The organism is Caballeronia sp. SEWSISQ10-4 2, assembly GCF_030464885.1.
Lineage (GTDB): Bacteria > Pseudomonadota > Gammaproteobacteria > Burkholderiales > Burkholderiaceae > Caballeronia.
The window spans coordinates 61500-87889 of record NZ_JALPRJ010000020.1 but is presented as its reverse complement, the minus strand read 5'-3'; the positions used below and the strand labels follow the sequence as shown (position 1 = coordinate 87889).

Annotated in this window: 21 protein-coding genes and 2 pseudogenes; 13 read left to right on the top strand and 10 right to left on the bottom strand. The window is 58.3% G+C overall.

Features of this window, described 5'->3' with window-relative positions; translation table 11 throughout:
- Nucleotides 1-148: 148 nt before the first annotated feature.
- On the bottom strand, nucleotides 149-862 hold the full coding sequence (locus tag M0D69_RS15830; RefSeq protein WP_301782896.1) for an RES family NAD+ phosphorylase: 714 nt from the start codon (nucleotides 860-862) through the stop codon (nucleotides 149-151).
- Nucleotides 855-1526 (bottom strand): hypothetical protein, encoded by a 672-nt coding sequence (locus M0D69_RS15825; protein WP_301782895.1) that lies wholly within the window; start codon nucleotides 1524-1526, stop codon nucleotides 855-857. Before M0D69_RS15825 ends, M0D69_RS15830 begins: the two co-directional genes overlap by 8 nt.
- Before the next feature lie 116 nt (nucleotides 1527-1642).
- Here M0D69_RS15825 and M0D69_RS15820 point away from each other — a divergent pair.
- The 3 genes and pseudogenes from M0D69_RS15820 to M0D69_RS15815 form a co-directional block, all read left to right on the top strand.
- Nucleotides 1643-1795 (top strand): annotated as a pseudogene (locus M0D69_RS15820) (AbiH family protein); the annotation flags it as partial.
- 59 nt (nucleotides 1796-1854) lie between these two features.
- Nucleotides 1855-1973 (top strand): annotated as a pseudogene (locus tag M0D69_RS43770) (cytochrome c); the annotation flags it as partial.
- Nucleotides 1974-2490: 517 nt separating this feature from the next.
- Nucleotides 2491-2619, top strand: coding sequence for a hypothetical protein (locus tag M0D69_RS15815; protein ID WP_301782894.1), 129 nt, complete (start codon nucleotides 2491-2493; stop codon nucleotides 2617-2619).
- Nucleotides 2620-2802: 183 nt separating this feature from the next.
- On the opposite strand, the gene M0D69_RS15810 is transcribed toward M0D69_RS15815, so the two are convergent.
- From M0D69_RS15810 to M0D69_RS15790, 5 genes are all read right to left on the bottom strand, one after another.
- Entirely contained in the window at nucleotides 2803-4632 is a 1830-nt protein-coding gene (locus tag M0D69_RS15810; protein ID WP_301782893.1) for an ATP-binding protein, read from the bottom strand.
- A 119-nt stretch (nucleotides 4633-4751) separates the two neighbouring features.
- Nucleotides 4752-5825 carry a histidine kinase gene (locus M0D69_RS15805; RefSeq protein ID WP_301782934.1) on the bottom strand — a complete coding sequence of 358 codons (1074 nt, stop codon included), beginning with the start codon at nucleotides 5823-5825 and terminating at the stop codon, nucleotides 4752-4754.
- An 85-nt stretch (nucleotides 5826-5910) separates the two neighbouring features.
- Nucleotides 5911-7071, bottom strand: a complete 1161-nt coding sequence (locus tag M0D69_RS15800) for an FIST N-terminal domain-containing protein (protein ID WP_301782892.1) — start codon at nucleotides 7069-7071, stop codon at nucleotides 5911-5913.
- On the bottom strand, nucleotides 7068-8882 hold the full coding sequence (locus tag M0D69_RS15795) for a bifunctional diguanylate cyclase/phosphodiesterase (RefSeq protein ID WP_301782891.1): 1815 nt from the start codon (nucleotides 8880-8882) through the stop codon (nucleotides 7068-7070). The genes M0D69_RS15800 and M0D69_RS15795 overlap by 4 nt, the downstream gene beginning before the upstream one ends.
- 213 nt (nucleotides 8883-9095) lie before the next feature.
- Complete coding sequence (locus M0D69_RS15790) at nucleotides 9096-10523, bottom strand: HD domain-containing phosphohydrolase (protein WP_301782890.1); 1428 nt, start codon at nucleotides 10521-10523, stop codon at nucleotides 9096-9098.
- A 297-nt stretch (nucleotides 10524-10820) separates the two neighbouring features.
- Between M0D69_RS15790 and M0D69_RS15785 the strand changes: the two genes are divergently transcribed.
- Genes M0D69_RS15785 through M0D69_RS15775 form a run of 3 tightly spaced genes read left to right on the top strand, consistent with a single transcriptional unit; the run spans nucleotide 10821 to nucleotide 13208 of the window.
- Nucleotides 10821-12224 carry an ATP-binding protein gene (locus M0D69_RS15785; RefSeq protein ID WP_301782889.1) on the top strand — a complete coding sequence of 468 codons (1404 nt, stop codon included), beginning with the start codon at nucleotides 10821-10823 and terminating at the stop codon, nucleotides 12222-12224.
- 11 nt (nucleotides 12225-12235) lie between these two features.
- Complete coding sequence (locus tag M0D69_RS15780; RefSeq protein WP_301782888.1) at nucleotides 12236-12604, top strand: response regulator; 369 nt, start codon at nucleotides 12236-12238, stop codon at nucleotides 12602-12604.
- Nucleotides 12597-13208 (top strand): chemotaxis protein CheC, encoded by a 612-nt coding sequence (locus tag M0D69_RS15775; protein ID WP_277044478.1) that lies wholly within the window; start codon nucleotides 12597-12599, stop codon nucleotides 13206-13208. The genes M0D69_RS15780 and M0D69_RS15775 overlap by 8 nt, the downstream gene beginning before the upstream one ends.
- Nucleotides 13209-13446: 238 nt before the next feature.
- Here the strand turns inward: M0D69_RS15775 and M0D69_RS15770 are convergent, their stop codons facing one another.
- Nucleotides 13447-13959 carry an EAL domain-containing protein gene (locus M0D69_RS15770; RefSeq protein ID WP_301782933.1) on the bottom strand — a complete coding sequence of 171 codons (513 nt, stop codon included), beginning with the start codon at nucleotides 13957-13959 and terminating at the stop codon, nucleotides 13447-13449.
- 115 nt (nucleotides 13960-14074) lie between these two features.
- On the opposite strand from M0D69_RS15770, the gene M0D69_RS15765 reads away from it, so the two are divergent.
- Nucleotides 14075-14560 carry a helix-turn-helix domain-containing protein gene (locus M0D69_RS15765; RefSeq protein ID WP_367619719.1) on the top strand — a complete coding sequence of 162 codons (486 nt, stop codon included), beginning with the start codon at nucleotides 14075-14077 and terminating at the stop codon, nucleotides 14558-14560.
- Between the two features lie 162 nt (nucleotides 14561-14722).
- Here M0D69_RS15765 and M0D69_RS15760 read toward each other — a convergent pair whose 3' ends face one another.
- Both M0D69_RS15760 and M0D69_RS15755 read right to left on the bottom strand, forming a co-directional pair.
- A complete protein-coding gene (locus tag M0D69_RS15760; RefSeq protein WP_301782886.1) occupies nucleotides 14723-14875 on the bottom strand; it encodes a hypothetical protein in 153 nt (50 codons plus the stop codon).
- A gap of 213 nt (nucleotides 14876-15088) precedes the next feature.
- Nucleotides 15089-16825, bottom strand: coding sequence for a methyl-accepting chemotaxis protein (locus M0D69_RS15755; protein WP_301782885.1), 1737 nt, complete (start codon nucleotides 16823-16825; stop codon nucleotides 15089-15091).
- Between the two features lie 495 nt (nucleotides 16826-17320).
- Here M0D69_RS15755 and M0D69_RS15750 point away from each other — a divergent pair, with 495 nt between their 5' ends.
- From M0D69_RS15750 to M0D69_RS15725, 6 genes are all read left to right on the top strand, one after another.
- Nucleotides 17321-17581: a hypothetical protein gene (locus M0D69_RS15750; RefSeq protein ID WP_301782884.1), complete on the top strand. Its 261-nt coding sequence runs from the start codon at nucleotides 17321-17323 to the stop codon at nucleotides 17579-17581.
- Between the two features lie 381 nt (nucleotides 17582-17962).
- Nucleotides 17963-19324: a DUF1329 domain-containing protein gene (locus tag M0D69_RS15745; RefSeq protein ID WP_301782883.1), complete on the top strand. Its 1362-nt coding sequence runs from the start codon at nucleotides 17963-17965 to the stop codon at nucleotides 19322-19324.
- Between the two features lie 83 nt (nucleotides 19325-19407).
- On the top strand, nucleotides 19408-21237 hold the full coding sequence (locus tag M0D69_RS15740; protein ID WP_301782882.1) for a DUF1302 domain-containing protein: 1830 nt from the start codon (nucleotides 19408-19410) through the stop codon (nucleotides 21235-21237).
- A 61-nt stretch (nucleotides 21238-21298) separates the two neighbouring features.
- Nucleotides 21299-23659: an RND family transporter gene (locus M0D69_RS15735; protein WP_301782881.1), complete on the top strand. Its 2361-nt coding sequence runs from the start codon at nucleotides 21299-21301 to the stop codon at nucleotides 23657-23659.
- A gap of 30 nt (nucleotides 23660-23689) precedes the next feature.
- Nucleotides 23690-24667, top strand: a complete 978-nt coding sequence (locus M0D69_RS15730; RefSeq protein ID WP_301782880.1) for a YCF48-related protein — start codon at nucleotides 23690-23692, stop codon at nucleotides 24665-24667.
- Between the two features lie 257 nt (nucleotides 24668-24924).
- Nucleotides 24925-26373, top strand: coding sequence for an APC family permease (locus tag M0D69_RS15725; protein ID WP_301782932.1), 1449 nt, complete (start codon nucleotides 24925-24927; stop codon nucleotides 26371-26373).
- The last annotated feature ends 17 nt before the right edge of the window (nucleotides 26374-26390 follow it).

Genomic DNA, 26390 nt, shown 5'->3' with positions numbered 1-26390 from the left:
ATCTCAACGTCCGCGTGAAAGTGCGGACCAACGTCAGTGGATGGTCGAGATGGACTGGACACCGCCCTCCCTTCGGCGAGTTTGAGGACCAACGAGCAAGCAAACGTGGATGCTACAACTCGCGCTGCTCATCCCGTTATGCCATCACTCAGCTTTTCCCCGGCACGATCTCCACGCCAATGCGTTCGGCCAGATCCAGTACCTCGGTATAGGCATCCGCATCGTCTATCAAGCTGCGGGACACTCCCTTCTGCTGCAATGTGCTGTCCGCGATCCGGTCGCCGAACAGCACGAAGGCCCGGGCCGAGTCGTCCTGTCGGGACACCCAGGACAATCCCTGCGCCTCGGGACACTGCTGATGAATCGCCTCAGCCCACTTCCGGGTTACTGGGTACTGGTCTTTCTCGGTGTCGATCAACTGCTTGCGCGGCACACCCAGCTTGCGCAGAGCCACGCTGCCCAGGTCGACTAGTTGCAAATCCCCGGCGAGCTCGACCTCGGAATGCGCCTGACCGGCGAGCTTATTCTTGTCGAAGCTCTTGAAGCCCGCGGTGTGGGGCACGTCGTGGAACACCGTCTCCATCAGCGCACATGGCAAGGTCGTACCGGCGTACAGCGTCGGGATCGGCTCGCCCCGGTCGTTGCGGATCGGGCTGAAGCGCGCATTGCCCTGGACGCCAGGGTTGAACTGCACAGCGGCATACTTCTCCTGATGCACGCGCTGCAGCGCCTGTCCCTTGGGAAGGGTCGTCAGAGTAACATGCAGGATTTCAGACTTCGCCAGTGGCGTGGCGCCAGCATCCTGCACAACGGCCGGGTCCACTGGGGCCGCGGCCGACGGCTTGCTGCCGCGTCTAGCCATGGGCTACCTCTTGCACCTCATCCCGCGCAGCGGAGATCACACGCTCCGGTTCGGTCGCCAGCAAATCCTGCGGGCGCTTGCCGCCCAGAAAGCTGTTGTCCGAACGGAACCAGTACGCGAGTCCCCAGCCATCCTTCTTGCCATCGAAGACCTCGATCACCTTGGCCAGGCACTTCAGGGGCCGAAAGCCCGCGTCGCGGTCCAGGCCATATCCAGGGAAGTAATCGACACCTCCATGGTGGATGGCGAAGATCTGACCTTGCTTCTTCCACTTGTTGGGCTGGGCACTTGGGTTGCGCGTACTCAGGCCAGCCAGTTGAGCGACCTCTGCGGCTGTCAGCCAATCACCGCTTTCGAGTACCGCATTGCGCGCGCGCACCAGCATGGCCGTTTCCCTGAGCAGCCGAGGCGATGGCGGTGTTCGTGGCACCAGCAAGTCCGCCAGGCGCTCCAAGGCCTCCCGGTCGCGGCGCTCGACAAAGACACCGAGCATGGAGGCCATGTTGGCAAAGGTCTCAGTCACCGCATCCAGGTGGACGGGCTTGATGTGCTCGAACGCGACCACCAGCACACGCTCCGCGTGGGAATGGCTGAGACGGTTGCGGACTTCCTGGGGCGTCCCCACCAAGGTCGAAACGCCCGGATGTTCGTTGACGACACTCATGGATACTCTCCAATGGATTATCAAAGTTATCAAACAATATCATATCATCTATAACCTTAAAATGTTTCTGTAACCTCTCCTCACCTCGACGCGCCCACACTTACCAAGCGCCACACATGGGCAAAGGGAACCCAGCAATGCAGCCTCGGACGCTTTACCTAATCGGCAATGGATTCGGCCTGTGGCATGGCATTCCATCGAGCCTCGGCGAGTTCAAGCCCTATGCGCGGCAGCATGACCGCGATCTGCGCTGTGAGGTGGACGAGTACTTGCCCGCGAACGAGGACTGGAGCGACTTGGAGACGGCCCTGGCCTCGATGGATGTCGATATCCGCCAAGCACCGCTGGAAATCCGAAGCCTATGGTATGCCGCCGTTCGCGCAATCGCTTTGCGATCAGGAACTCGCGGCTGTGGTCACTTTTGTGCGGCGTTCGTGGGGCAAGAACAACCGTTGCTTGGCCTGGCGTTGCAGATGCTTCATGTCCTCACGCGCACGGGTCAGAGCGCGCAGTGCCTCCTGTGCCTCATCTGTCAAACATCGTGTCGTAAAAATAGATGCCCTTCCGGCCGTCCTCGTTAAAGCTCGCGATCCCGGTCGACGGATTTGGCCAAGCGGTGTAGCCCCACGTCCGCGCTTTGTTCCAAATGTGGGAAAACAATTCTTTCTCGCGGTTCGCTCTAACCTGCCCTGTCTTCGGCTCCGGAGTGCGTCCTAGGCGAACCACGCGGGCACGCGCATCTTTCACCCGCCAATCCATGTACTCGTAAGTGGGCGGCCCGGTACGATTGAAGATGAGGAGGTGATAACGAGCGATCCGCCTGCCGGTCCAATGCTAAATCCCTGGCTCATTTGGCCATCGCGGCTAAATCAAATCATGGCGTCAGCGACGCGAGGCGCCTTTACCACGGGGATTCTTAACGAGCCTATTTTTCTCAGTGGGACCTTTGCAGGGATTGTCATCAATGAAAACAATTCAAGCGATTCTCGAACCGAGCTGGCCATCGTTAGCAAAAAAGAGCTACAGACAACAGCTAGGTCAGTTGATGGATGCTGTAACCGTCTTGATCGACGAATGGCTGGCAGGATCCTAAAAAGCGACACGCTCGCAGATCGACTCAAACTGAAAGCGGAGATCGACGGCATCAAACGGGACGCTGTACGATCTCCCTTCGACCGTGTCGCAGCCGACCTTGCGCGGCTAAAGTTAAACGCGCCGAAGGAGTACCAAAAGAGAATCGCCCAACTCGAAGCATTACCGTCAACCAGGTGATTCTTCACTCCGGTTGAAGGCGCCGCCGTTTGATTGGCAGGGCTAGCCGAAAAGCCGTGCCTTTCCCGACTTTACTTTCGACTTCCAAGGTTCCGTCATGCTTTAGTACGATGCCGTACGATAACGATAGCCCGAGCCCCGTTCCATTACCCACCGGCTTCGTCGTGTAAAACGGGTCGAAAATACGTGACAGGTTTTCCTTCTCGATGCCACAACCCGTATCCGAAATTTCAATCGATACGGTCTCATGTTCTGCGCGCGTACGAATAGTGATCCTGCCTCGCTCCTCCCCCAACGCATGTGCTGCATTGACGAGCAGATTCATGATCACCTGATTGATTTCGGATGGCAAACACTCAACCTCTGGTATCTGACCGTATTCCTTGACTACATCTGCTTTGTATTTGATCTCGCTGTTGATAATGTTCAATGTGGCATCGATTCCCAGGTGCAGATCTGCGAATTGCCACTCCAACTTGCCCCCTGTACGCGAAAAATCGGTAAGTGCCTGGACAATCTTTCGTACCCGAGTGATTCCGTCCTTGGTCTCTGTCATCAACACCGGTATGTCATCTTTTAGGAACGGCAAGTCAACCCGCTCGCTCAGCACTTTTAATTTATCCGTCGTTGCTTTCGAATCAATGAACTGTTCCGCCTCCTTGTAGGCGGCGAGCATGGTCAGCAATTTCTCCAAATATCCATCCAGGGCGGTGAAATTCGAGAAGATGAACCCGATCGGATTGTTTATTTCATGTGCAACGCCCGCAGCAAGCTGGCCGATAGAAGCCAGCTTCTCGGATTGCACAAGTTGAGCCTGGGTTTGAGAAAGCCTGGCGTTCAGTTCCAGCAGTTCGGCATTGCGCGAGACCAGTTCCATTTCGGTTCGCTTGCGTTCGGTGATGTTGTAGTTGACACCGACAATGCCGATCACTTTTCCCTCGTCATCGCGCAGAGGAACCTTCGTTGTCAACATCCACGCCACGTCATTGGTCAACAGATAATTAACTTCTTCTTCGTGATGCATCAACGGCTGACCGGATTGCATGATCGCCTGTTCTTCTCGATAGTAACGAGCTGCGCACGACGCTGGATAAAAGCCGAAATCCGTTTTTCCCAGCAATTCATCAGGGCTCGCGACACCCATGCCTTGCGCAACAGCCATATTGCCGAAAATAAAACGGGTCTGAGTATCCTTGGCATAAATGCGGTGCGGAAAAGTTTCGGCTAAAGTCCGCAGCAAATTGCGCTGAAAAACCAATTCGCTCTGCACTGCATTGAGTCGATCGTTTTCTTTTGCGAGGTGTTCGCAATACCGGACATTCTCCAGCGAAATAGCTGCCTGCGCGACCAGCGCGTTCAGAAGCATGACGCGCTCTTCTGTGAACACACCGGCCTGGAGATCGTGCTCCAGATAGACAAGTCCGAGCAAGTCACCTTGCCCGATCATGGGCAAGCATGCAACAGACCTGACACCCTGCTGGCGCAGATAGGGATCGCTCGAAAAAGAGCTCGCCTCTGCCGCGTCAGCGAGAACCACTTGGACATGCCCAAGCTGCACAGCAGTAACAATGGATTCGGGTAAGCCGGAACACGACGTATCTTGACGATTCGTGCGAACGTCCACGCGCTGGTCTTCCGTCTTTCCTTGCGCGACTATCCGTAACGCCCCGTCCTCCGCGAGCAGCAAACAGGCCCTGCACGCCCCCGTACTCTCCATCGCTGCACGAACCAGGGTACTGAACAACTCGTCCGGTACGCGTGTAGTGGTGATTGCCCGCAACATGGCCAGCATGCAAGAGAGTTCGGACGTCCGTGTGCGATTGTCGAGATACATGGTGGTCCTGGTAGCACTCTCCTTTCAGAAGATGAAAAAGAGATGTTTAAACTGGGGCGGCCGCAACGTCTGTCAAAGTGGGTGTTGCATTTGAAGCCACGAGTCTTCGATCCTCAGCTCTAAGCGACTTGCACGGGGACACTATTCTTTCGCGCGATGGGAAGCCATACGGTGAAGTGGGAGCCTACCCCGGGAGCGCTATCGACAACGATCCGGCCACGATGCCTTTCGACGATGCCATATGAAACCGACAACCCCAATCCGGTACCTTGCCCAACGGGTTTGGTCGTATAAAACGGGTCGAAAATCCTTGCTTTTACATCGGCCGACATTCCTATGCCCGTATCGGCAATCGTGATCGACACGCCATCGTCTTCTCGACGCGTACGGATCGTGATGATGCCCCGTACGGGGATCGCTTGTGCAGCGTTCACAAGCAGATTCATCAACACCTGGTTCAACTGCGACGCCATGCATTCGATGAGCGGCAACTCGCCATAGTCCTTGACTATATCCGCCTTGTATTTGATTTCATTGCGTACGACATTCAGTGTGGCTTCCAGGCCCGTATGGATGTCAACGACGCTCCAGTCCTCGTTTCCCGCGCGTGAAAAATCACGCAGATCCTGCACAATGCGCCGGACGCGCGACGCACCCTCTATCGACTCATCGATCAGCGGCCCGATGTCCTCGCGAAGGTAGTCAAGATCGGCGTCTTTGCGCGCTGCGTCAATGCGAGCTCGCGTGGCGGGCTCACACTCGCCAAACATCGCGTCTTGCTGCACCATTGCGTCGAGCAGTTGTTGAACCCACTTTTTCAGTGTTCTCAGATTGGAATCAACAAAACCAATCGGGTTGTTGATTTCATGCGCTACGCCAGCAGCAAGCTGCCCGATCGATGCGAGTTTCTCGGATTGCAGCAGCTTGACGTGCGTTTCCGCCAGTTCGTCGATCAAGCGCCGCTGCGCCTCCTTTTCCCGCTCCAGGTCCGCCTGCGCCCGCTTACGCTCCTCAATCTCCTCCTTCATCAGGCGCTGCGTGCGCTCGAGCGCGTGGGTGATTTTCTTGTTCTCGCTTAATGCATCCTGCAGTTCGCGGGTCCGATGGCGAATCTGGTCTTCGAGCGTGACCGCCATCTGGAACAGGCTATAGTCAGATCCGCTGACGATCGTACTGCGCTCCGCACGATCCATCAGCGACCGGACGACTTTGTTCAAGCGTGTAATTTCCGATTGCAGCGAAACCGGATCGCTCGGTGTGGTGACAACCGGTAGCGTTTCATCCACGTGCGCTCTCCCCGACGGAGCCGAATGCGATCCCGACCAGCGTCTGATTCACGTGCACACCGCTATATTGCTCGCCATAGGTGCTGAAACCCGCCGTGCGGTTATCCCGAAACAACTGGCCGGCGATATCCCGTGTGCCCCGCTGCAACATTTCGAGGTGGCGCAAGATGCAGTCGCAGGCAAGCACCAACTGCAGTTCGCCCAGATCATTGCGAAGCGTGGCGAATGTGGCGTGCAGATTCTCTGCGAGATCGAGACCCCGGGCAACACGCAGCACCAGCCCCTCCTCGATTGCGCAGTAGAACGTGAGACTGCCGTCCGGATTCAACTTCTGAATCGAGCGCACATAGTCGGTACCGTCGATCAGTACGACGACAGGAGCCGCCGCGAAGCGCCCTGGGCTGAGATCTTCGACGCGGGCACCGATCAGGCGCGCATACTCCTGAGCGGCCGGTAATCCATTGATTTCGCTCACGGTGCGCCGCTCGGCGTTTGCGCCAGTCACAACGAGCCGCTCGTTGCCAGAGCGAAAATGCTGCGTCTTGAAAGACTTGAACGGCAATGTTGTCGAGGCGATGACGAGCACCGCACAGTCGCTTCGAAAGCGTCCCTCGTGAAAAACGAAGGTCCGCTCGAAGCGCAAATCGTCCGCGGCCGATCCGCCGATCAGAGGCATGTTACCCAACGCGCTTTGCAGCGTACGCGTCACGGTCTCCTCTCGCATCGACAGGCCGTCGATCATGAGCAGCGCGAAAGGATTCGTGTCGCGCGCAACAGGCAACTTCCTCTCCAGCTCGTGCAGCACGTCAAGCGCGCGCACTTGTCCGCTTGCGAGCGTGAAGCAATGGAGATCATCCAGTCGCCCCGTCACTGCCGTGAACGAAGCGCGGGGCAGCGCCACGGCGACGAGACTGTGGTCACGATAACCTGCGGGTCCAATTTCCCCGGCCGTCGTACAGCCGACTACCTCCGTGCCGTCAAATCGCTTGCCCAGTTCATCGGCAAGCGCTTCGAGATCGAAATGACTGGAGCAGAAGAACAAAACCAATTCGCTATCGCACTCTCCAAGCGCCGCGTGCACTTCCTGCACGGCTTCGCGCGCATCGGGATTCGTCGACTGTGTAACCACCGGGGTCGATGACCGTGGGCTCACGATAGATCTCCTTGCACTGTGCGTGAACCCGCGTCGGTTTCGGAAAGCACCGGTACCGGGCAGAGTTCGTGCGGTTTCCACGACGCGAGGAACCGCGCAATTTCTTGTTCCGGACGCGGGCGGCTAAAAAGATATCCCTGCGCCTCGTCGCACCCGGCCCGTGACAGGAAGTCGAGCTGCGTCCCCGTCTCCACGCCCTCGGCCGTGCAGACGATGCCAAGACTCGCGCATATGCCCGTCACGGCCCGGATCACAGCCGCCGCTTCCGGGCGTTCGTTGATCCCTCTCGTGAACGATTGGTCGATCTTGATGCGATCGAACGGAAACATCGTCAAATAGCTCAACGACGAGTAGCCCGTGCCGAAATCGTCCATCGCGATGCTGACACCGATCCGCCGAAGCCGATGGAGCACCGACAGCACCGCTTCCGTGTTGTCGAGCATCATCGACTCCGTGATCTCAAGTTCGAGCCGATGCGGCGCGAGCCCGGACTCCCTCAATGCCGACGCAACAACGTCTACAAGACCATTGCCGTGAAACTGGGCCGTGGAGAGATTGACTGATACGCGAATAGGCTCCGGCCAGCGCGTTGCTCGCCAGCAAGCATGGCGGAGTACCCACTCGCCAATAGGAACGATCAGGCCCAGCTCTTCTGCAAGCGGCACGAATTCGCCTGCTGCGACAATACCCCGCTTCGGATTACGCCATCTCAACAGGGCCTCGAAGCCGTTCACACGTTGTGGATGCAGATTGACGAGCGGCTGGTAGCACAGTTCGAATTCATGCCGGCCAATCGCCTGATGCAGTTCGAGTGCGAGTGCTCTTTGAGCCTGCATCGAACGCTCCATCTCGACTTCGAAGAAGCGGTAACATCCGCGCCCGGCTGACTTCGCTTCGTACAGCGCGAGGTCCGCATGCTTCGCCAGCGCGGCCCATTCGTCTCCGTCCTCCGGCGCGATCGCGATGCCAACACTCGTGCCGATCACGATGTCATGCCCCTCCAGGGCGTAAGGGTCGCTCACGCTGCAAATTAGCTGCTCGGCAAGCATCGCGACTTGATCGCGTTCAATACCGTCTCGCATCAGCACGGCGAATTCGTCGCCGCCGATCCTCGCAACCATGGCACCATTCGGCAACTGCTGTGTGAGCCGTGCCGCAACCCGCTGCAACAGTGCATCGCCAATCGCGTGCCCAAGGGTGTCATTCACGTTCTTGAACCGGTCCAGATCGATATACAGCAGCACACAACCCGCAGGATCGCCGTGTGGCAACGCCTCCTCGATGCGCTGCCGCAGCAGCGCGCGATTTGGCAAGTCGGTCAACGCATCGTGCATCGCCATATGCGCAATGCGCGCGTCGGCCTGGCGTAGCTCCGTGATGTCGTCGAACGTTTCAATGAAGCCGCCTGTCGCCAACGGCTGATGCGTGATCGACATGACGCGATCGTCGAACCATAGCTGTTGCACATTCGCAGGACTTCTCGACCAGACGATCTCGAAATATTCAGTGGCGTAAGGACGCGCTTGGCGCTCGACGTGGCCCCCGAACACCGGGCTGTGCGACAGGACATCGATAAAAGTCTTCCCTTTGTCGAAAGCGTCGTCCGGAAGCTGAAGCATATGGAGGAAATGCGCATTGCATACAGTGAGGTGGCCCCTCTCGTCGACCATGCAAATGCCCTGTGGCATGTTCTCCAGTGCGGCTTTCAATTGGTCGCGCTGAACCGTCAATTCGCGGACCAGGTGTTTGCGCGCGCGTGTTGGCTCGGTGAGTTCCCGAGTGCGCGTCAAACGACTATAAGGCGTGTTCATCTATGCCTCTCTTTGAGCCGCCTCGTCGCGGCAGTGTCTCGACACGAGCCCGAGCGTCACGACGCGATCAATATCGAAACACGCCAGAATCTGGATGCGGCGTGCATTTCAAGTGCTGCATGTCAAGTGCTGTCGCTAAAGCGCCTTGATTCGACGCCGGCGTTGCACAACGTCAGGGCCTCTTATAACGACCACCGCTTTGTGCCCGTGCGATCAGCGGTACACCGGTTCGGGCTGGCTCTGCGCAGCGGCGTGGACCAGTATGGCAAACGGTGTCTCGTCCTGCGCCTGAAAACGCTTCACCTGCGCGATCTGATGAGCCGACACGACACCGTCCTTCGCCAGCAGCAGCACGCCCCGGCTAGTGCGCAAGTCATCGGCGAGCCGCATGCCTTCGCGCAACTGCGATGCATCGATTTGCGCGACCGGCGTATCCCCGCTCAACGCAAACGGGTCCTTCATCAACTCCACGAAACGATCGACGATCTGCGGATCGTAGCGCGTCCCGGCCTGCGACTTGAGCATCACGATCGCCTGCTCGAGCGAGGCTGCTTGCTTCACGATACCGCCACTGCGTAGACCCTCGAAGTCGCGCGCCACGGCCAGAATCCGCGATCCCAACGGAATATCCGAACCCGCCAAAGCGTCGGGCGTGCCTCGGCCGTTAAACCGCTCATACTGATGCCGGATGATGTGCGCAACGTGATCCAGCTGCGCCACTGGCGTCAACACCATTTGTGCACGCAGCGGATGCTGGTAAAAAAACTGGATCTCCTCGGGCAAGAGTCGATCGAGCGATTTGCGCAGCAACTCGTCCGGCAGCGACAACTTGCCGATGCCATGCAGCAGACCGGCAAAGAACAGGTCCTGTGCCTGCAAACCACTCATGCCAAATGCGAGCGCCAAACGCCGACCCACTTCGCCGATACGCAGAGACTGGCCACCGAGCACGCCGCAGCGCAACTCGATCATACTTGCGCACACCTGTACCATCGTCGAGAAATTGCGCTTCAGATCGCGTTGCGCATCTTCAAGGAACATCACGGTCTGGCGAATTTCCTCCGTGCGAGCGAGTACTTGCGTCTCGAGTCCGGCGTTGAAACGCCGCAGCTCGTCATTTTGCTTGTGCGCCAGTTCCGTCAACCGGGCTGTTTCCTTGACAAGCCGCCGTTGCTCCAGCGCCTGCGCGACCGTCAGAAGCAAGTCCTGGTCGTCCCAGGGCTTGTTCAGATAGCGGTAGACCCCACCCTCGTTGATCGCGCGCACAACCGATTCGATCTCCGAGTACCCGGTCAACAGAATCCGCATCGTATCGGGATAAAGCGCTTGTGCCTGAGCAAGAAATTCAGCTCCGCTCATATAAGGCATGCGCATGTCCGAGATGATCAGGTCAACCTTGGTCGACGTGAGCAGGTCCAGCGCCGCCGCGCCGCTTTCCGCCGTGAGCACCTGGTACCGAGTCGGCCTGAGCAGACGTTTGAGTGACGACAAGACACTCGGCTCATCGTCGACCAGCAGCACCACCGGCACGGACGTGCCATCCTCGCCCGCAGTGGATGCCGCCGAATGCGTGTCCCCCTGACCAGCCTCTCGCACGCCGTCCAGCCCGGAAATACCCAGCCCTTCTTCTGGATCCGCCATGACGCTCCCCATTTTGTTTGTTTGAGGTTCGTCTTAGATATCGGCATATCGTACGCATCGCGTATTAGGGAAAACATCACGACTCGACTAATAAGAGGGATGGCGTCGCCCCCGGGCGATTGATTGAACACAACGTTCTCTCCACTCTGGTTGATGAGTCATTCACGACAGTGTCGACTACAAACGAAGGATTGCCCGGGTTCGGCCCGCAATGGAAAACCCCGATGTGCCCTGCCAACAGGCTTGCCGTTAAGCTGGCAACGGGCAGCGCTCACGCCCACTCATCGGGTCTTCCGCATGGATCTCGCTAAAACGGACTCACTCACGATCGACATTGCCGACCTCGTCAACGTCGGTGTCTTCGTGGTGGACGCCGATATGCGCGTGCTGATATGGAACCGCTTCATGGAGCTGCACAGCGGGCGCGACAAGAGCGATGTAGTCGGTTGCGCGTTATTCGACGCGTTCCCTGACCTGCCGGTGAAATGGTTGGTGCGCAAATTTGAATCGGTGTTCCTTCTTGGTTCCTTTGCGTTCAGTTCGTGGGAACATCGTCCGTACCTGTTTCGCTTCGAGCATACGCGACCCATCACGGGTGGCCCGGACGCGATGCGGCAAAACTGCACGTTCATCCCGATCGTGGCCGACGGCAACGTGACGGGCGTATGCGTGACGATCAGCGACGTGACCGACACCTGCATTGCGTACCAGGAATTGCAAAAGAGACAGCAGGCGGTCACCGACGCGCTCGCACAACTGACCGTGCGCAACAACGAACTATCGGAAGCTAACGGAAAGCTCGCGCAAGCGCATCAGCAGCTCGTACAGTCAGAAAAACTCGCCGCCATCGGGCAGCTCGCCGCCGGCGTAGCGCATGAGATCAACAATCCGGTGGGCTTCGTGCTGTCGAACTTCAACGCGCTGGATCAATACATAAACGATCTATTCGGCGTCTTGTCCGCGTATGAGCGTGCTGAAGCCGACGTCAACGAGGAGGCGCGATCCCGCCTGCAAGCGTGCCGCGCATCGTCCGATCTGGACTATATGCGGGAGGACGCGCCGATGCTGCTGCGCGAGTCGAAGGAAGGACTGATGCGGGTGCGCGATATCGTCGTGGATCTGCGCGATTTCTCGCGAGTCGACAGCGCTCATACATGGGAGTTGATCGACCTGCATCGGTGCATCGAATCGACACTGAACATTGTCAGCAACGAGGTGAAATACCATGCCGACCTTGTGCGCTGCTATGGCGAGATTCCGTCGGTCCGATGCGTTGCATCGCAGATCAATCAGGTAGTGGTCAATCTGGTGATCAATGCCGCGCATGCCTGTTCGCATCTGCCGGATGGCGCACGCGGCACGATAAGGGTTCGCACCGGTCGCTCCGATGCCACGCACGCGGCGGTCTGGTTCGAAGTCGAGGATACAGGTTGCGGGATATCTCGCGAGAACCTCGCGCGCATTTTCGAACCGTTCTTCACGACCAAGCCAGTGGGCCAGGGCACGGGCCTTGGTCTCTCGGTTACCTACGGCATCGTGCAAGCCCATCGGGGCAACATTCACGTCGATAGCGAACCCGGGCGCGGTACGACTTTTCGCGTCACTCTGCCGATCGAGCACGACTCCCACGAGATCGCACCAGACAGCACGGCGGCTTCGCAAAAAGATGGTGCGGCCGACCCATCGCGCCCTATCCAATGAGGTCCAAAAGTATGCCACTCTCTCTACTTGTCGTCGACGATTCCGCGTTGGCTCGCAAGATCCTGATCAACTCGCTGCCGCCAGACTGGGACGTCGAGATCACACAGGCGACCAATGGCGTCGAAGCGCTCCGGTTGTATCACGAGGGCAAGGCTGCGGTGATGTTCCTTGACCTGACGATGCCTGAAATGGACGGTTTCCAGGTCCTTGCCCAGCTACGGCAAGAGGGCCTCGATGTGTTCGTGGTCGTCGTGTCCGCGGATGTGCAAGCGGGCGCGATTGAACGCGCGAAGGCGCTCGGTGCAATAGCATTCATTCAAAAACCGGTCAATCCTGCCAAGCTTGTGACCGTGCTGAAGGAGTATGGCCTTTATGAATAACCAGAACCTCACGGAATTGCAGCGCGACGCGTTGCAAGAGATCACGAATGTTGGCATGGGCAAAGCCGGCGCCGCGCTCGCGCAACTTCTTGGGACTTTCGTCACGTTATCGGTGCCGCGCATCGTTCTTGTTAGCGTAGAGGAGCTCATCACCGTGCTGCGTGACGCGGACCAAGTGGGCAGCGGGACACCACTGGTTCGACAGGCATTCCAGTCGGATATTTCAGGCGAGGCCGTGGTGTTCTTCGGGCCCGATGGCCGCTCCGAGTTGCGCGAACTGATGGGCTACGACGATCCGGCAATCGGGCTGGAACACGAGATGTTGTCCGACGTTGCGAACCTGCTGGTTGGGGCCTGCGTGAGCAGCGTATTCGAACAACTCGGACGCTCATTGAGTTTCTCGGCGCCCACTTTCGTCGACGCGAGCGCGTGGTTCGACTCACCGGAAATCATGGAGACGGCGCGCTGGAAGATCGCACTGCTGCTGCACGTCCATTTCGGACTCGAAAACGGCGACTTCGTGGCACAACTGGCGATGCTGCTGCCCGACAACGCGATCACGCGGATGACGGCCGCGCTGAATGCAGTGCTTGACGCACTGTAAAGATCTACCGGCACCTGACGATAAACAAAGTGGCTGGTCATGCATGTGACTTATATTAGCCTCAACTCGACCTGACAGGCAGTTGGGGAAGCGAAGTGAGAAAGTGATTCAGCGAGTGATCAATTTCTCCCTGGCGAGTTCGATCTTCCTGCGTAGCATATCCATTTCGTCTTCCCGGTCTTCTGCGTCGTCTTGCTCTGCGGTCTCAACATCTCGAAACGGAAAGACCCCGCTAGGCTTAAAAAGCATCCTTCGCGGCCATTTCGGCGCCAGCGCTTACTGTATCGCTCTCCATCGAGTTCCAGGACTCAAGCCACAACTCAGCTTCCCGCTGTGGTCCCGGCTGACTGAACAGGTAACCCTGCACTTCGTCGCAGTGCTCATCATCGAGCAATCCAAGTTGCGTGGCTGTCTCGACGCCTTCGGCGATACTGACAATCCCAAGACTGGTGCACATACCGGTGACGGCGCGAATCACCGCCAATGACTTGGGGCGTTGTGCCAGTCCAAGCGTGAATGTCCTGTCAATCTTGATTCGGTCGAATGGGAACATCGTCAGATAGCTCAACGATGAGTAGCCGGTACCAAAGTCATCCATGGCAATGCTTACGCCGAGCGCGCGCAATCGATGGAGCGCGACCAGCACTGCCTCCGTCTCATGTGTCACGGTCACACCACGCTCGAAGAGCAGTTCCTCGATGTCGCGCAAACTCAACTGAAAGCGAAAATACCAGCACACGGAGCAACTGATGACTTCAGCTGGAAAACGGTGACCGTGATAAAGGGATTTCGGTTACTTCATCGCGCCATCTTACGTGACCGACCCGACAACCTGACACCCATTAGCTGGCCGAAATCAAGGGACAATGCCCACGGAATGCATGGACGAAACCACAAGGCGACGTCTGCGAGGAGGCCGGATGCTGCTGGCTGGCCGGAATGTGGTCGAAGTCGCGCTGGCAATGGGGGTGACGCGACAGACAGTGTCCATTTGGAAAGGTCGGCTGGACAAAGGCGGAATCAACGCGTTGCGCACCAAACCTCGGTCAGGCCGCCCGGCCAGGCTCAGTGAGGCACAATTGGGAGGGTTGCGCCGAGCACTGTTGCAGAGTTCAACGGAACACGGTTTTGGTACGCAACTGTGGACTATCAAACGCGTTGGCGTACTCATCACGCGGATGTACGCAGTGGAATATGGGCAAACGCAGATCAGGAACATTCTGAGCGCGTTGGGGTTCAGCGCTCAGAAACCTGAGCAGGGTGAGATAGAAAATGATGAAGACGACTTACGAGGGTGGGAAAGCAAACCATCACTCGCGCTTAAGAAGGAACATAGTGAGAAGGCTGGCTAATCGCCTTCGTCGACAAATCGAGGCCATTGACGTCGTCATTTATTGAAGCCTCAATAGGTAGGAAGGCAGCAGCGCATCAAGCGCCATGTCCTTTTTGGTAAAAATTCGGGCGGCGACAAAATTCTCAAGTTGCGCTGCTGCACACGTCGGCATTGGCGCGCGTCATCTCGTTACCTGTAGCGCCACGTTAGTGACCGAATCGATGACGATTCCCGCCACGCGCGCGCCAACATTCATCACGATCACGGCGGCAGGATAGTTGTATTTCACCGACTTCACCACAAATTTCGGCCGCCGACCCTGAATCGACGCCATCACGCCCCACCAATTAATGCCCATCTTTGATGGAGTCAGGCGCGCGGGCAATCCGCGTGGGTGCTACCTATTCGTGAATCCTATGAACGCGCGGAATTTCAACACCTTAGTCCTCCGTGTTCAACTGAAAAGGGAGGAATTCCCCTGCGGTGTGCTTGCCGTCTCGAGTCATGTTCATCACCGGCTCCTTTATTCGTGTTGTCCGAATTTGGCTCAAAAAGTTTCCCACGTCGCACTATTGGATACAGTTCCCGCTGCGGGGACCAGACCGGCTGGCGCTGTGGCTCGTTTGGCGAGTGGCACGGCTCGCTTGGTGGTCGGTGGCGTTTGGCGTTGAGCCGGTGCCAAGCGGCGTGGTGCGGCCATTGCTTGGTCGACCGAGTGTTCGGAAGACGCGGCACCGAGACGGAAAAAGGCCACGGACTCCGTCAAATGCCGTCCTTGTTCTTCCAGCGATTGAGAGGCCGCTGCTGCTTCTTCCACCAACGCAGCGTTTTGTTGCGTGACTTCGTCCATCTGTGTAATCGCCTGATTGACCTGCTCGATTCCGCGGCTCTGCTCCCCGGAGGCGGCAGCGATCTCGCCCATGATGTCGGTCACGCGCGAGATAGCCTGCGTGACGTCCGACATCGTCTTGCCCGCGTCTGCGGCCAGCGCGGAACCGACCTCAACCTTTTGCACCGACGTGGCGATCAAATCCTTGATTTCCTTTGCCGCGCTCGACGAACGCTGCGCGAGGCTGCGCACTTCGCTGGCGACGACCGCGAAGCCACGCCCCTGCTCGCCAGCACGAGCGGCTTCGACCGCTGCGTTCAGCGCGAGGATGTTGGTCTGGAAGGCAATCCCTTCGATGATCCCGGTGATGTCTGCGATCTTCGTTGAGCTCTGGCTGATGTCCCCCATGGTCTCGACCACTTTGTTCACGACTGCATTGCCTTTCTGAGCCACTTCGGACGCGTTGGCGGCCAGGCCACTGGCCTGCTGCGCGTTCTCGGCGTTTTGTTTCACGGTGGACGTGAGCTCCTCCATGCTCGATGCGGTTTCCTGCAGCGACGAAGCTTGCTGTTCGGTCCGTGAGGACAAGTCCAGATTGCCCGATGCGATCTGGCTTGATCCGGTGGCGATGCCCTCAGCCGCGCTCCGAACCTGACCGATCAGCCTGATGAGGCTGACCTGCATCTCTCCCATGGAGGCGAGCACGCTGCCTGCCAGTGCGCGCTGCGCGCCCGGCACGGGACTCAGATCCCCACCGGCTATCCGTCGGGTGACCTGGCCCAATTCGGCGGGCTCCGCGCCCAACTGCTTCAACAAGCCTCGCGTGATAACCAACGCCGCCGCAACACCGATCAGCGCAGCAATCACGCCCAGCCCCACTATCAAATTGCGCCCATAAGCATATTGTTCGCTAGCGCGTACGCTAGCGGTTCCTATCGCTGCTTTCTGATAATCGATGAACTTTGCAAGCTCACTGATATACGCCAGTTGTTCGGGTCGGGCCTTTTCGAGCAATACGGCCTTAGCGGTCACGATCTGCCCCGCCGCGATGAGCTTCAGATATTCGTCTTCGTGCGGCGTGTACCGGGCGCGGGCATCGATGACAGCCTGAAGTAACGCGTTTTCCTTGCCCGAATCGACCGTTTTTTGAAGCTGCTCCATATATTCCCTGCGCGCTTTCTTATCGTCATATACCCCTTCTATTTCCTTCTGGATCGCGGCCTTATCGTCCAGGATCAACATGTTGCGCGTGTGCCGCGCGGTTTCCAGAACGCGAACAATCCAATCGTTGGCAATTACGATCTTCGGTATGCGGTCATTGGTCAATTGACGCACGCTTTCATCGAACGTCGATAGCCTTCCCACGCCTATGCCGACGATCGCGATGAGAAGGAGCAATACCGTGCCAAACCCAATGGAGAGTCGCGTCACAACTCGTGTATCTGAAAGCTTCATGTCGCCCGCCTGGATAAAATGTATGTTTGACTCTCGCGCCGGAATGTGTGCGACAGCGAATTCAATCGTGCCGATCGCGGCACGCGAAAAGCACTTGCTCGGTACTACTTAGGCATCGTTAAATGAGACGGTCTACCCAATGGACGCCCCAAATCATTGAAAGGGCGCTTCTACTCCCAATCAGCGCGCGCGGAAGACCTACGCTCAGCTCTCTTCGCACCGGATGGTGGCGAGTACGACCATGCCTCTGTTTACGGCAGCAGGTGCCTCTTCTGCAGAGGAACAAACCCTTGCCGAATACACGCCAATCGTTTTCCGCACGGCTATGGGTTCGCGTTTTGCACGCGGTTGGCGCGTCAGCGCGTAACCAACCCTGTGCCGATGGTCGATTGTTCGACACCGCGACAGCGCTCTGGAAGGCGAAGTTTCGTTAGTATTTTTTACGGATGCCAGCCACGTTGCTGAAACGCCGAGTGGCCACTCAATCGCGTCTTTTTGATCCAGATCATTTATCTGCCAAATTTTTATCTTGGGTCGCTGCGAGAGCGGACCGACGCCCGTGACCGGATCGCCCGCACCATTGGCGATTTCGCGGTGATTGAGTCACATTTTTCCAACCGGCTTTCCGCTTCGTCATACCGCGAATTGACGGGCGAGGTTCAAACGAAGCTGGCTCGCACTTCAGTCAGCAACGGCGTTAAACCGCGGTCCGGCGCCGCAGGACAAGCCTTCTCGCCCAGCCCCATTTTGCAGTAAACCCGCCTCACCCCGCCAAACTCCCCCGCGATAATTGACTTCAGTTATCGAGCTTGGCGGAAATCGTTTCCCTCAAGAGGCTGATCTGCGGATCCGGACGGTGAACGTTTCTGTACATGGTGCTTTCTCACGATCACGCGGTACGGGTACTTGGCGCTTTGCTTCGCTCAGCGACAGCAGCGTAAGCACCGCGTGTCCTATGAAAGTCCGTTCTTAAATACCCGCGTGCATATCGCTCGCCGCATGCGTCCGCCGCCTCTACAAGCAAACCCCACGCGATCGTTTGCCAAATCGGGCTAAAGGCTTTTTTTTGGTATCCCTACATTCCTCCTCACAGCAGCCTGGAAACAACCGTACCTGGAACGACGTGAGGAGTGGGAAATGAAGCAACTTGCAAAGCTGGTTTTGTTGGCAATGTGCAGCGGGTCGATTGCACTTGCATGGGCGGAGTCGCCCAATGATCTGACGATCGTGGGCGCGCAGACGGGAGCGAGCAGCGACGGAGTGATACCGGCATTTTCCGGCCACGATACGCCGCAAGCTGGATGGAGCGCGGGCAAGGTGCGCGGCGATTACTGGAAATACAAGGACGAGAAACCCTTGTTTTCGATTACAGCGGCTAACCTCGACAAGTACGCAGACAAGCTTTCGCCGGGCCAGATTGCGCTGTTCAAGCAGGTCAAGAACTATCAGATGGACGTCTATCCCACCCATCGCGATTGCAGCTATCCGGACTGGGTGCAAGACAACATCAAGAAGAATTCGGACAGTGCCAAGCTCGACGCCAATGGTGATCACCTGCAAAGCGCAGTACTTCCAGGCATCCCGTTCCCCGGTGCGAAGACCGGCCAGGAAGCAGTCTGGAACTACCTGACCCGGTATCGCGGTGTGGGCGCTCAATGGGCTAAGGTCAATACAATGGTGTCCCCACGTGCGGGCAGCTCAGACTGGATTTCGGTGACGAGCCACCAGACCTTGTATTTCCCGTGGGGCAAGAAGGGAGCCAACACGCTCGCGCCCAACGACTCGCTGTTCTCGATCTACTTCGCCTACGACACGCCACCGGCGCTGGCCGGCCAGGGGCTCGTCCAGACATTCCATTTCGCCGACAACGAATCCCCTACGTTCTACTACTTTCCAGGCCAAAGGCGCGTGCGCCGGATGCCTTCGTACGACTACGACGCCCCGCAGATCGGCTTCGAAAACCAGTACACCGTCGACGAACCCTGGCTCTTCAATGGAGACATAGATCGCTTCAACTGGAAACTCGTCGGCAAGAAGGAGCTGTACGTTCCCTACAACGACTTCGCGATGTACGACTTCAAGAAGAGCGCGGGCGATGTATTCAAGCCAGATGGAGTCGATCCGTCAGCACGGCGCTACGAGCTGCACCGTGTCTATGTGCTTGAGGCAACGCTCAAGTCGAACATGCGGCACATCTCGCAGAAAAAGGTGTTGTATCTCGACGAGGACACGTATCTCGCGTTGGTGGGCGAGGATTACGACGCGCAGGGCAAGCTCTGGAAAACGAAGGAAGGCTATCCGGTTCCGGTCTGGGAACTGGGTGGCACCTGTGATATTGAGCCCTTTGCCCAATACAACCTGCTTGCCGGGCGCTACGTCACTGATCAAACCGTGATCGGTACTGGCCAGGACGTGCATTACTTCGGGACCTCGAGCGATCCGCACTTCTCATCCGACTTCTACTCGGCCGAGAACCTGCGTTCGATCAGCGAGCGTTAATTCGTGTGGCGCTGGAGAAGCGCGCGCCTCGTGTGCGCGTGCCTCCATGATCGCCCATCAGGACAGAACAGATAAGGTGAACTATGAAAACGACAGGGGTAGGATTGGCGGCTTCGGTTTCGCTCGCAGTGTTAGGCGCAGCGTCGTCAAGCGCTTACGGCTACGACTTCACGACGGGTTTTGGCGATCTGTCCGGCTCGTTGGTTTCGAATCTGACGGCAGGCGCGGGCATTCGCACGAAGAGTCCGAGCTGCTCGCTCACCGGCGACCCGGACGCATACGGTTGCGGTGCGGCAGCCAACGTCAACCAGTGGGGTTTCGGGGATGACGGCGATCTGAACTACCGCAAGGGGCAGGCGTTCAGTACCTACATCAGCGCGACGAGCGAACTTTTACTGACGATGCCCAACGAAGGCTACAAATTCATGATACGCGGTACCGCCATGTACGATTTCCTGGCCGGCGATACCGCGAGAACGCCTCTCTCCAGTACGGCATCGGCACAGGTGGTCTATCCGGTGCAACTACTCGACCTGTGGGTTGAAAAGGACTTCAACCTTGGTGGCGGGCCCGCGCACGTGCGCCTGGGCAATCAGGTCATCAACTGGGGCGAGAGCTACTTCGCGACGGGCGGCATCAATGCGACGAACTCCGTCGATATCCAGAAGCTCCTGATCCCGGGGACGCAGCTCAAGCAGGCACTGCTGCCGGCACCGATGCTGAGCTTTGCGGCCGGTCTGGGTAACGGCTTCAGCACTGAGGGGTACTACCAGTTCCAGTGGAACGGCAACCGCTATCCGCCCGTAGGCACATTCTGGTCGGTCAGCAATAATTTCGGGCGTGGTGCAGTACCGGCTACCGTCAACTCCAACAACTTCAACGTGGGCGGTGTCGATGCGGGGACCATCGCCGGCTCGAACAGCGGCAATTCCACGACGCTCTCGACGATCAACTCGGGCCTGGTGAACGGCCAGTATGCGGGGTCGCCGTATAACTCGATCGGCATCCCCGTGTCCACGCAACTGCCAAGCGAGTACAAGCCTCAGTTTGGCGTGAAGCTTAACTACAAGCCGAAGAACATCGATGCGAATTTCGGTTTCTACTATGAGAACTATACCGACAAGTCGCCGGTGCTTTCCACACTCGCCAACGGTTCGAACCAGTGGTCGTATCTCGAGAATCGCCAACTGTTTGGGGCGAGTGCGAACTTTGCGCTGGGAGATTGGGCGATCGGCACCGAACTGTCATACCGTCCGCATGACGCAATCGCATTGTCCAGCTGTTTCGGGGCGAATGGGCCGCTCGATTCGAACACCAATGGTGTGAGCGGCATCAATTGCCAACAATGGGAAGACAGGAAGAAGCTCCAGTACGACATCAACGGGCAGCTCAGTCTCACACAGAGCGAGTATCCGTTCCTGAAGCTCATCCATGCGGACATAGCCGTGTTGACCGCCGAGTTGACGTGGATTTACTACCCCGGTTTGAGTTCGAGCGGCGTAACGCGCACGATCGACGGCCAAAGCGTCACCCAAGTGCCGGCTGCCGGTTACTACGCGTGGCTGAACAATGGCTCAAGCCTGGGTTACCCAATCGTTGCAGCGCAGGGTACCGCGAGCTCGGTGGGCGCAACCGTCGACTTCAACTGGACGTATGACGGAAGCCTGATTCCTGGCTGGCAGGTCACACCTGGTGTGACTTTCTCCGATGCGTTATATGGGTACACACCCACCTTCTCGGCGAACTACCTGCAAGGTGCGAAGTCGCTGAACTTCTACGTGCTGTTCAACCAGAACCCTACGGTTTGGCAGGCCGGTATCAATTTCACGGCGTTCTTCGGCGGGCATAACACGGTCGGCCAGCCGTATGCCGACCGGAATTTCGTAGGTATGTTTGCAACGCGCAATTTCTGAACCGTTCAGCGCAGTCAAGCGGTACGCATGTCCGCGTACCGAAATCTTTGAAGGATAGGCCGTGTTAAATCGCTTCGTTACCCGTCTTGAGAAACTGTTTTTCGGACATCGCGCGGTCGTGCTGATAGCGATCGGGATTTTCACCGCCATCATGGCCGTGTTCGCAGCGCAGTTACGCATGGAGGCTGGCTTCGAGAAACAGATGCCGATAGGCCATGAGTACATCAAGACCTTCCAGAAGTATCGCAACGATCTGTTCGGCGCGAATCGCATCACCGTTGTCGTGCGCGCCCGCGACGGCAATATCTGGACGCCGCAAGGACTCACGCGCTTGTACAAGGTGACACAGGCGGTCATGTTCCTGCCAAACGTCGACCGGCAGGGCGTGCAGTCGCTGTGGACGCCCAACGCGTTCGTCAATGAAATCACCGAGGACGGCTTTCGCGCCAACCCCGTCATCGACGGTACGATCACGCCTGATCAACTGACGCCGCAAATCATCACGAAGATCCGGCGGTCGGCGACAGACGGGGGTTATATCGGCACCCTCGTCTCGCACGGCGAAGGCAGCGCGATGATTACGGCCGAACTGAACGAGCGCGACAGCGCGGGTAAGGTGCTCGACTACGTCGCGTTCAACCATTTGCTCGAAACGCAGATTCGCAAACCGTTCGAAGACACGGGCTATGAGATCCAGATCATCGGCTTTGCGAAGCAGATCGGTGACATCGCTGACGGCGCGACCGCCGTGCTCGGTTTTTGCGGTGTCGCACTGCTGCTGACCGCGCTTGCGGTGTACTGGTACAGCCATTCCATCCGCTTTACGATCCTGCCGATTGCGTGTTCGCTGACGTCGCTCGCCTGGCAGTTCGGCACGCTCAGGCTGCTTGGCTTCGGTCTCGATCCGCTCGCGGTGCTGGTACCGTTCCTGGTGTTCGCGATCGGCGTGTCGCACGGCGTGCAGCAGGTCAACTACATCGTGCGCGAACTGTCGCACGGGCGCAGCTCGCTCGACGCGGCGCGCCACAGCTTTAGCGGCCTGTTGATACCCGGCACGCTGGCGCTGATCACCGCATTGGTGTCGTTCATCACGCTGTTATTAATTCCAATTCCCATGGTGCGTGAGCTCGCGATCACGGCATCGCTCGGGGTAGGCTACAAGATCGTCACGAACCTGATCATGCTGCCAGTGGCCGCGTCCTGCTTCCATTTCACGAAGGCGTACGCCGATCGCGCACTCGACAAGCGGGAACGCCGCTCGGCGTGGCTGCGCAAGCTGGCGCGGGTCGCCGAACCGAGGAACGCGTACGTTGTCGTCGCAATCACAGCACTCGTGTTCGCGCTGGCAGCGTGGCAAAGCCGCGACCGCGTGATCGGTACGCTCCAGCCGGGTGCACCGGAGCTGCGTGCGGACGCGCGTTTCAACCGCGATGCCGTTTCGATCGCGAACAACTACGACGTCGGGCTTGACTGGCTGACGATTGTGTTCGAGTCGGCGGGCGCTGCTTGCGACAGTCCTACAGTCGGCGTATTCGAAGATGACTTCGCGTCGGCGATGCAAAGCGAGCCGGGGGTCGTTTCGGTGCAATCGTATCCCGCGATGCTGCGCACATATAACGAAGGCTATAACGAAGGCAATCCGAAAATGAATGTGGTGCCGATTGATCCGGGCAACTACGGCGGACTATCGGCCGAGATCGGACGGGTCAAGGGCTACATGAACAAGGATTGCAGCATGACGGCGGTCCATCTGTTCCTGACCGATCACAAGGCGAAGACACTTAACCGCATCCTGGCGGACGTCAAGCAATACCGCGCGTCGCACCATCTCGATGGTGTCTCGATCCGGCTCGCCGCAGGCAATGCCGGAGTGCTGGCTGCGACCAACGATGAGGTGGCGCAAAGCGAGCTGCCGATGATGCTCTACGTCTACGCGGCGATCCTGATCCTCGTGTTCCTCGCCTATCGCGACCTGCGCGCAATGGTGGCGTGCTGTGCGCCGCTCACGGTTGCAACCTTCATCGGCTACTGGTTCATGAAGGAGCTGCAGATCGGCCTGACCGTCGCGACGCTGCCGGTAATGGTGCTCGCAGTCGGGATCGGCGTCGACTACGCGTTCTATATCTACAACCGGCTGCAACTGCACATGGCGAACGGCCAGACCATCGTCAAGGCGGTTGAGCACGCGATGCTCGAGGTCGGCGTGGCGACGATCTTCACGGCGATCACGCTCGCGATCGGCGTCGCCACCTGGAGTTTCTCCGCGCTGAAGTTCCAGGCCGACATGGGGAAGCTGCTCGCGTTCATGTTCATCGTCAACCTGGTGATGGCGATGACGGCCTTACCGGCGCTCGCGGTCCTGCTTGAGCGCTGGTTCCCGCGCCGCAAGCCGGTGCGCGCGCCGGGTCTGCTGGGCCACTGAGCATGTCGGACATAACATCAAGGGTTCTCAATGATCAAAAATCTTCTTGCCTGTGCCGCGCTGTGTTGTGTCTGCGTGAGTAGCTTCGCGCAGACGGACGGCAGCACAGCAGCACAGCTAACGGTCTTGCCGGCACACCCTTGGGGCGACCCAACCCACTCGATGCTGCTGGACGCAACACGCGCCGGTTCGCGGATCGTCGCCGTCGGCGAGCATGGCATCGTCGTACTGTCCGACGATGGAGGCCATGCCTACAGGCAGGCGAAAGCAGTCCCAGCCTCGTCGACACTTTCGTCGGTCTATTTCACCGACCCACAGCACGGCTGGGCTGTGGGCCAGTGGGGTGTCATTCTCGACACCGTCGATGGCGGCGAAACCTGGACACTGCAGCGTGCCGATACATCGATCGACCAGCCGCTCTTCTCAGTGTATTTCAAGGACGCGAGCCACGGCTGGGCGGTTGGCCTGTGGTCGCTCCTGCTGGAAACAGCCGACGGCGGCCACACCTGGAACGTCTTGAAGCTACCGCCGCCGCCCGGCGGCGGCAAGGCTGATCGCAACCTGTACCGGATCTTCGCCGATGGCTCGGGCACGCTCTTCGTTGCCGCTGAGCAGGGCATCGTGCTTCGCTCACGCGACGGCGGTTCCACTTGGGAATATCGTCAAACTGGCAACAAGGGCAGCTTGTGGACGGGCACTGCGGCAGCGGACGGTTCGATATTTGTCGGAGGACTGCTTGGTCACCTCTACCGCAGCCATGACGGCGGCGATACGTGGACCTCCGTCGACTCGGGTTCAAACGGGTCTATCACGGAGCTCGTCGCGTCGGGGGATCAGGTGTTCGGCGTTGGCCTGGATGGGTTCGTGCTCAACGGGTCCTCTACCGCCGCACGCTTCACAGCGAAGCAGCGACCGGACCGTGCCTCACTAACCGCACTGGTCGTGCCGGGCGCTGGAATAAGCGCACCCATCTTCTTTTCCAAGGATGGCATCCTGAAGTCCGAGTAGCGAAAGGCGCATTGATACCCTGTGAAAAACGAAAGCGCATGCGGTCCAAATTCTGAAGCAGCGTCCAATGGATAAAGGACTCGCATCGTTCTCTGGGCCGACGCCACGCGTTGCCAATTTGCGCTCACTGCTGCCATTTTGACTCCCTAAAGTGAATTGCATCAGGCACAGGTTGGGGAAAAGCAGCGCAGCCCGCCGTGAAACCGGGTTCAGAATCAGGACTTTCCGGAGCCGCCACATATTCTGGAGTAAAGCAAATGACCGTCGCAGTTGAATCACCCGAATCCACCGAGCTTCGGCAAGGCGCGTTAGGCCTTGGGTTTATTATCTTCTTTGTCATCTCGGCCGCAGGCCCTCTCGTCGCCATCGCAGGGGGGTTTCCGATCGGCATCATGCTAGGCAATGGCGCGGGCACGCCTGCCCTACTGGTCGCAACAGTCGCAATACTGCTGCTGTTCTCGGCAGGCTATACGGCGATGGCGCGCCACATTACCAACGCGGGCGGCTTCTATGCGTTCACTGCCCGCGGTTTGGGCGGCACCGCTGGTGGCTCAGCGGCACTGCTTGCCCTGCTCGGCTACAACACGATGCAGATCGGCCTCTATGGCATGTTTGGAGCAGTCGTATCCGGGCTACTGAGCAGCCGCTTCGGCATCGACGCTCCGTGGTGGGCCTGTTCGTTTGTTGCAATGGCCAGTATTGCCGTGCTTGGCTACCGGCAAATCGACCTGTCCGCGAAGCTCTTGGGCGTGCTGGTGTTCGGCGAATACATCGTTGTATTGATCCTCGATCTGGCAATCTTGATGGCCAGAGGCGACAGCGGGATCAACGGTGTGTCGTTTACCCCGCATGCATTTCTCAGCGGTACGCCAGCGATCGGCTTTCTGTTCTGCTTCGCGAGCTTCATTGGCTTTGAGGCCACCACCATCTATAGCGAGGAAGCGAAGGACCCGCACCGCACGGTGCCGCTCGCAACCTACATTTCGGTGTTGCTGATCGGCGTGTTTTACGCGTTCTCGGCGTGGTGCATGGTAATTGGTGCGGGCTCCGACAAGATCGTCAAAACCCTGACCTCATTGTCCGACCCGACAACGTTTCTGTACAGTTTGTCAGATCACTACGCCAACAAAACCCTGACTACGGCGATGAGCATTCTGTTCATCACCAGCGTTTATGCGGGATTACTCGCGTTCCATAATTCGGCGTCGCGCTATTTCTTTGCTGCGGGTCGCGAAGGCCTGCTGCCGAGGGTGATCGGCCGTACTCACCGAGTACATCAAAGTCCCCATATCGGGTCGGTCATTCAGACAGCCCTCGCCGCTATCGTCGTGCTCGCCTTTGTTGTCGCCAGGACCGATCCGGTGTTGACGCTGTTTGCCTGGCTGACCAACGTCGCGACGCTCTGCATCATTGCGCTGATGGCGCTGTCGTCCGCGGCGGTAATCGCGTTCTTCTTGAGGGTCCGTTCGGGTTCCGAAGGCCGGCTGCGCACGTTCGTATTCCCGCTCGTCGCGGGTCTGGCGTTGACTGTAGTGCTGGTTCTCGCCGTAGCGAACTTCTCAGTGCTGACAGGCGCCAGCGTCGTACTGTCCTATGGGCTTACAGCGTTGCTTCCGGTCTTCGCGATCATCGGCATCGTCCTGGCCAGAAAGCTCAAGCGTTGTGATCCTGCGTGCTTCGCGCGGCTGGGCAGCTCCAAACTCTAAAACCCGCAAGCTTAGCC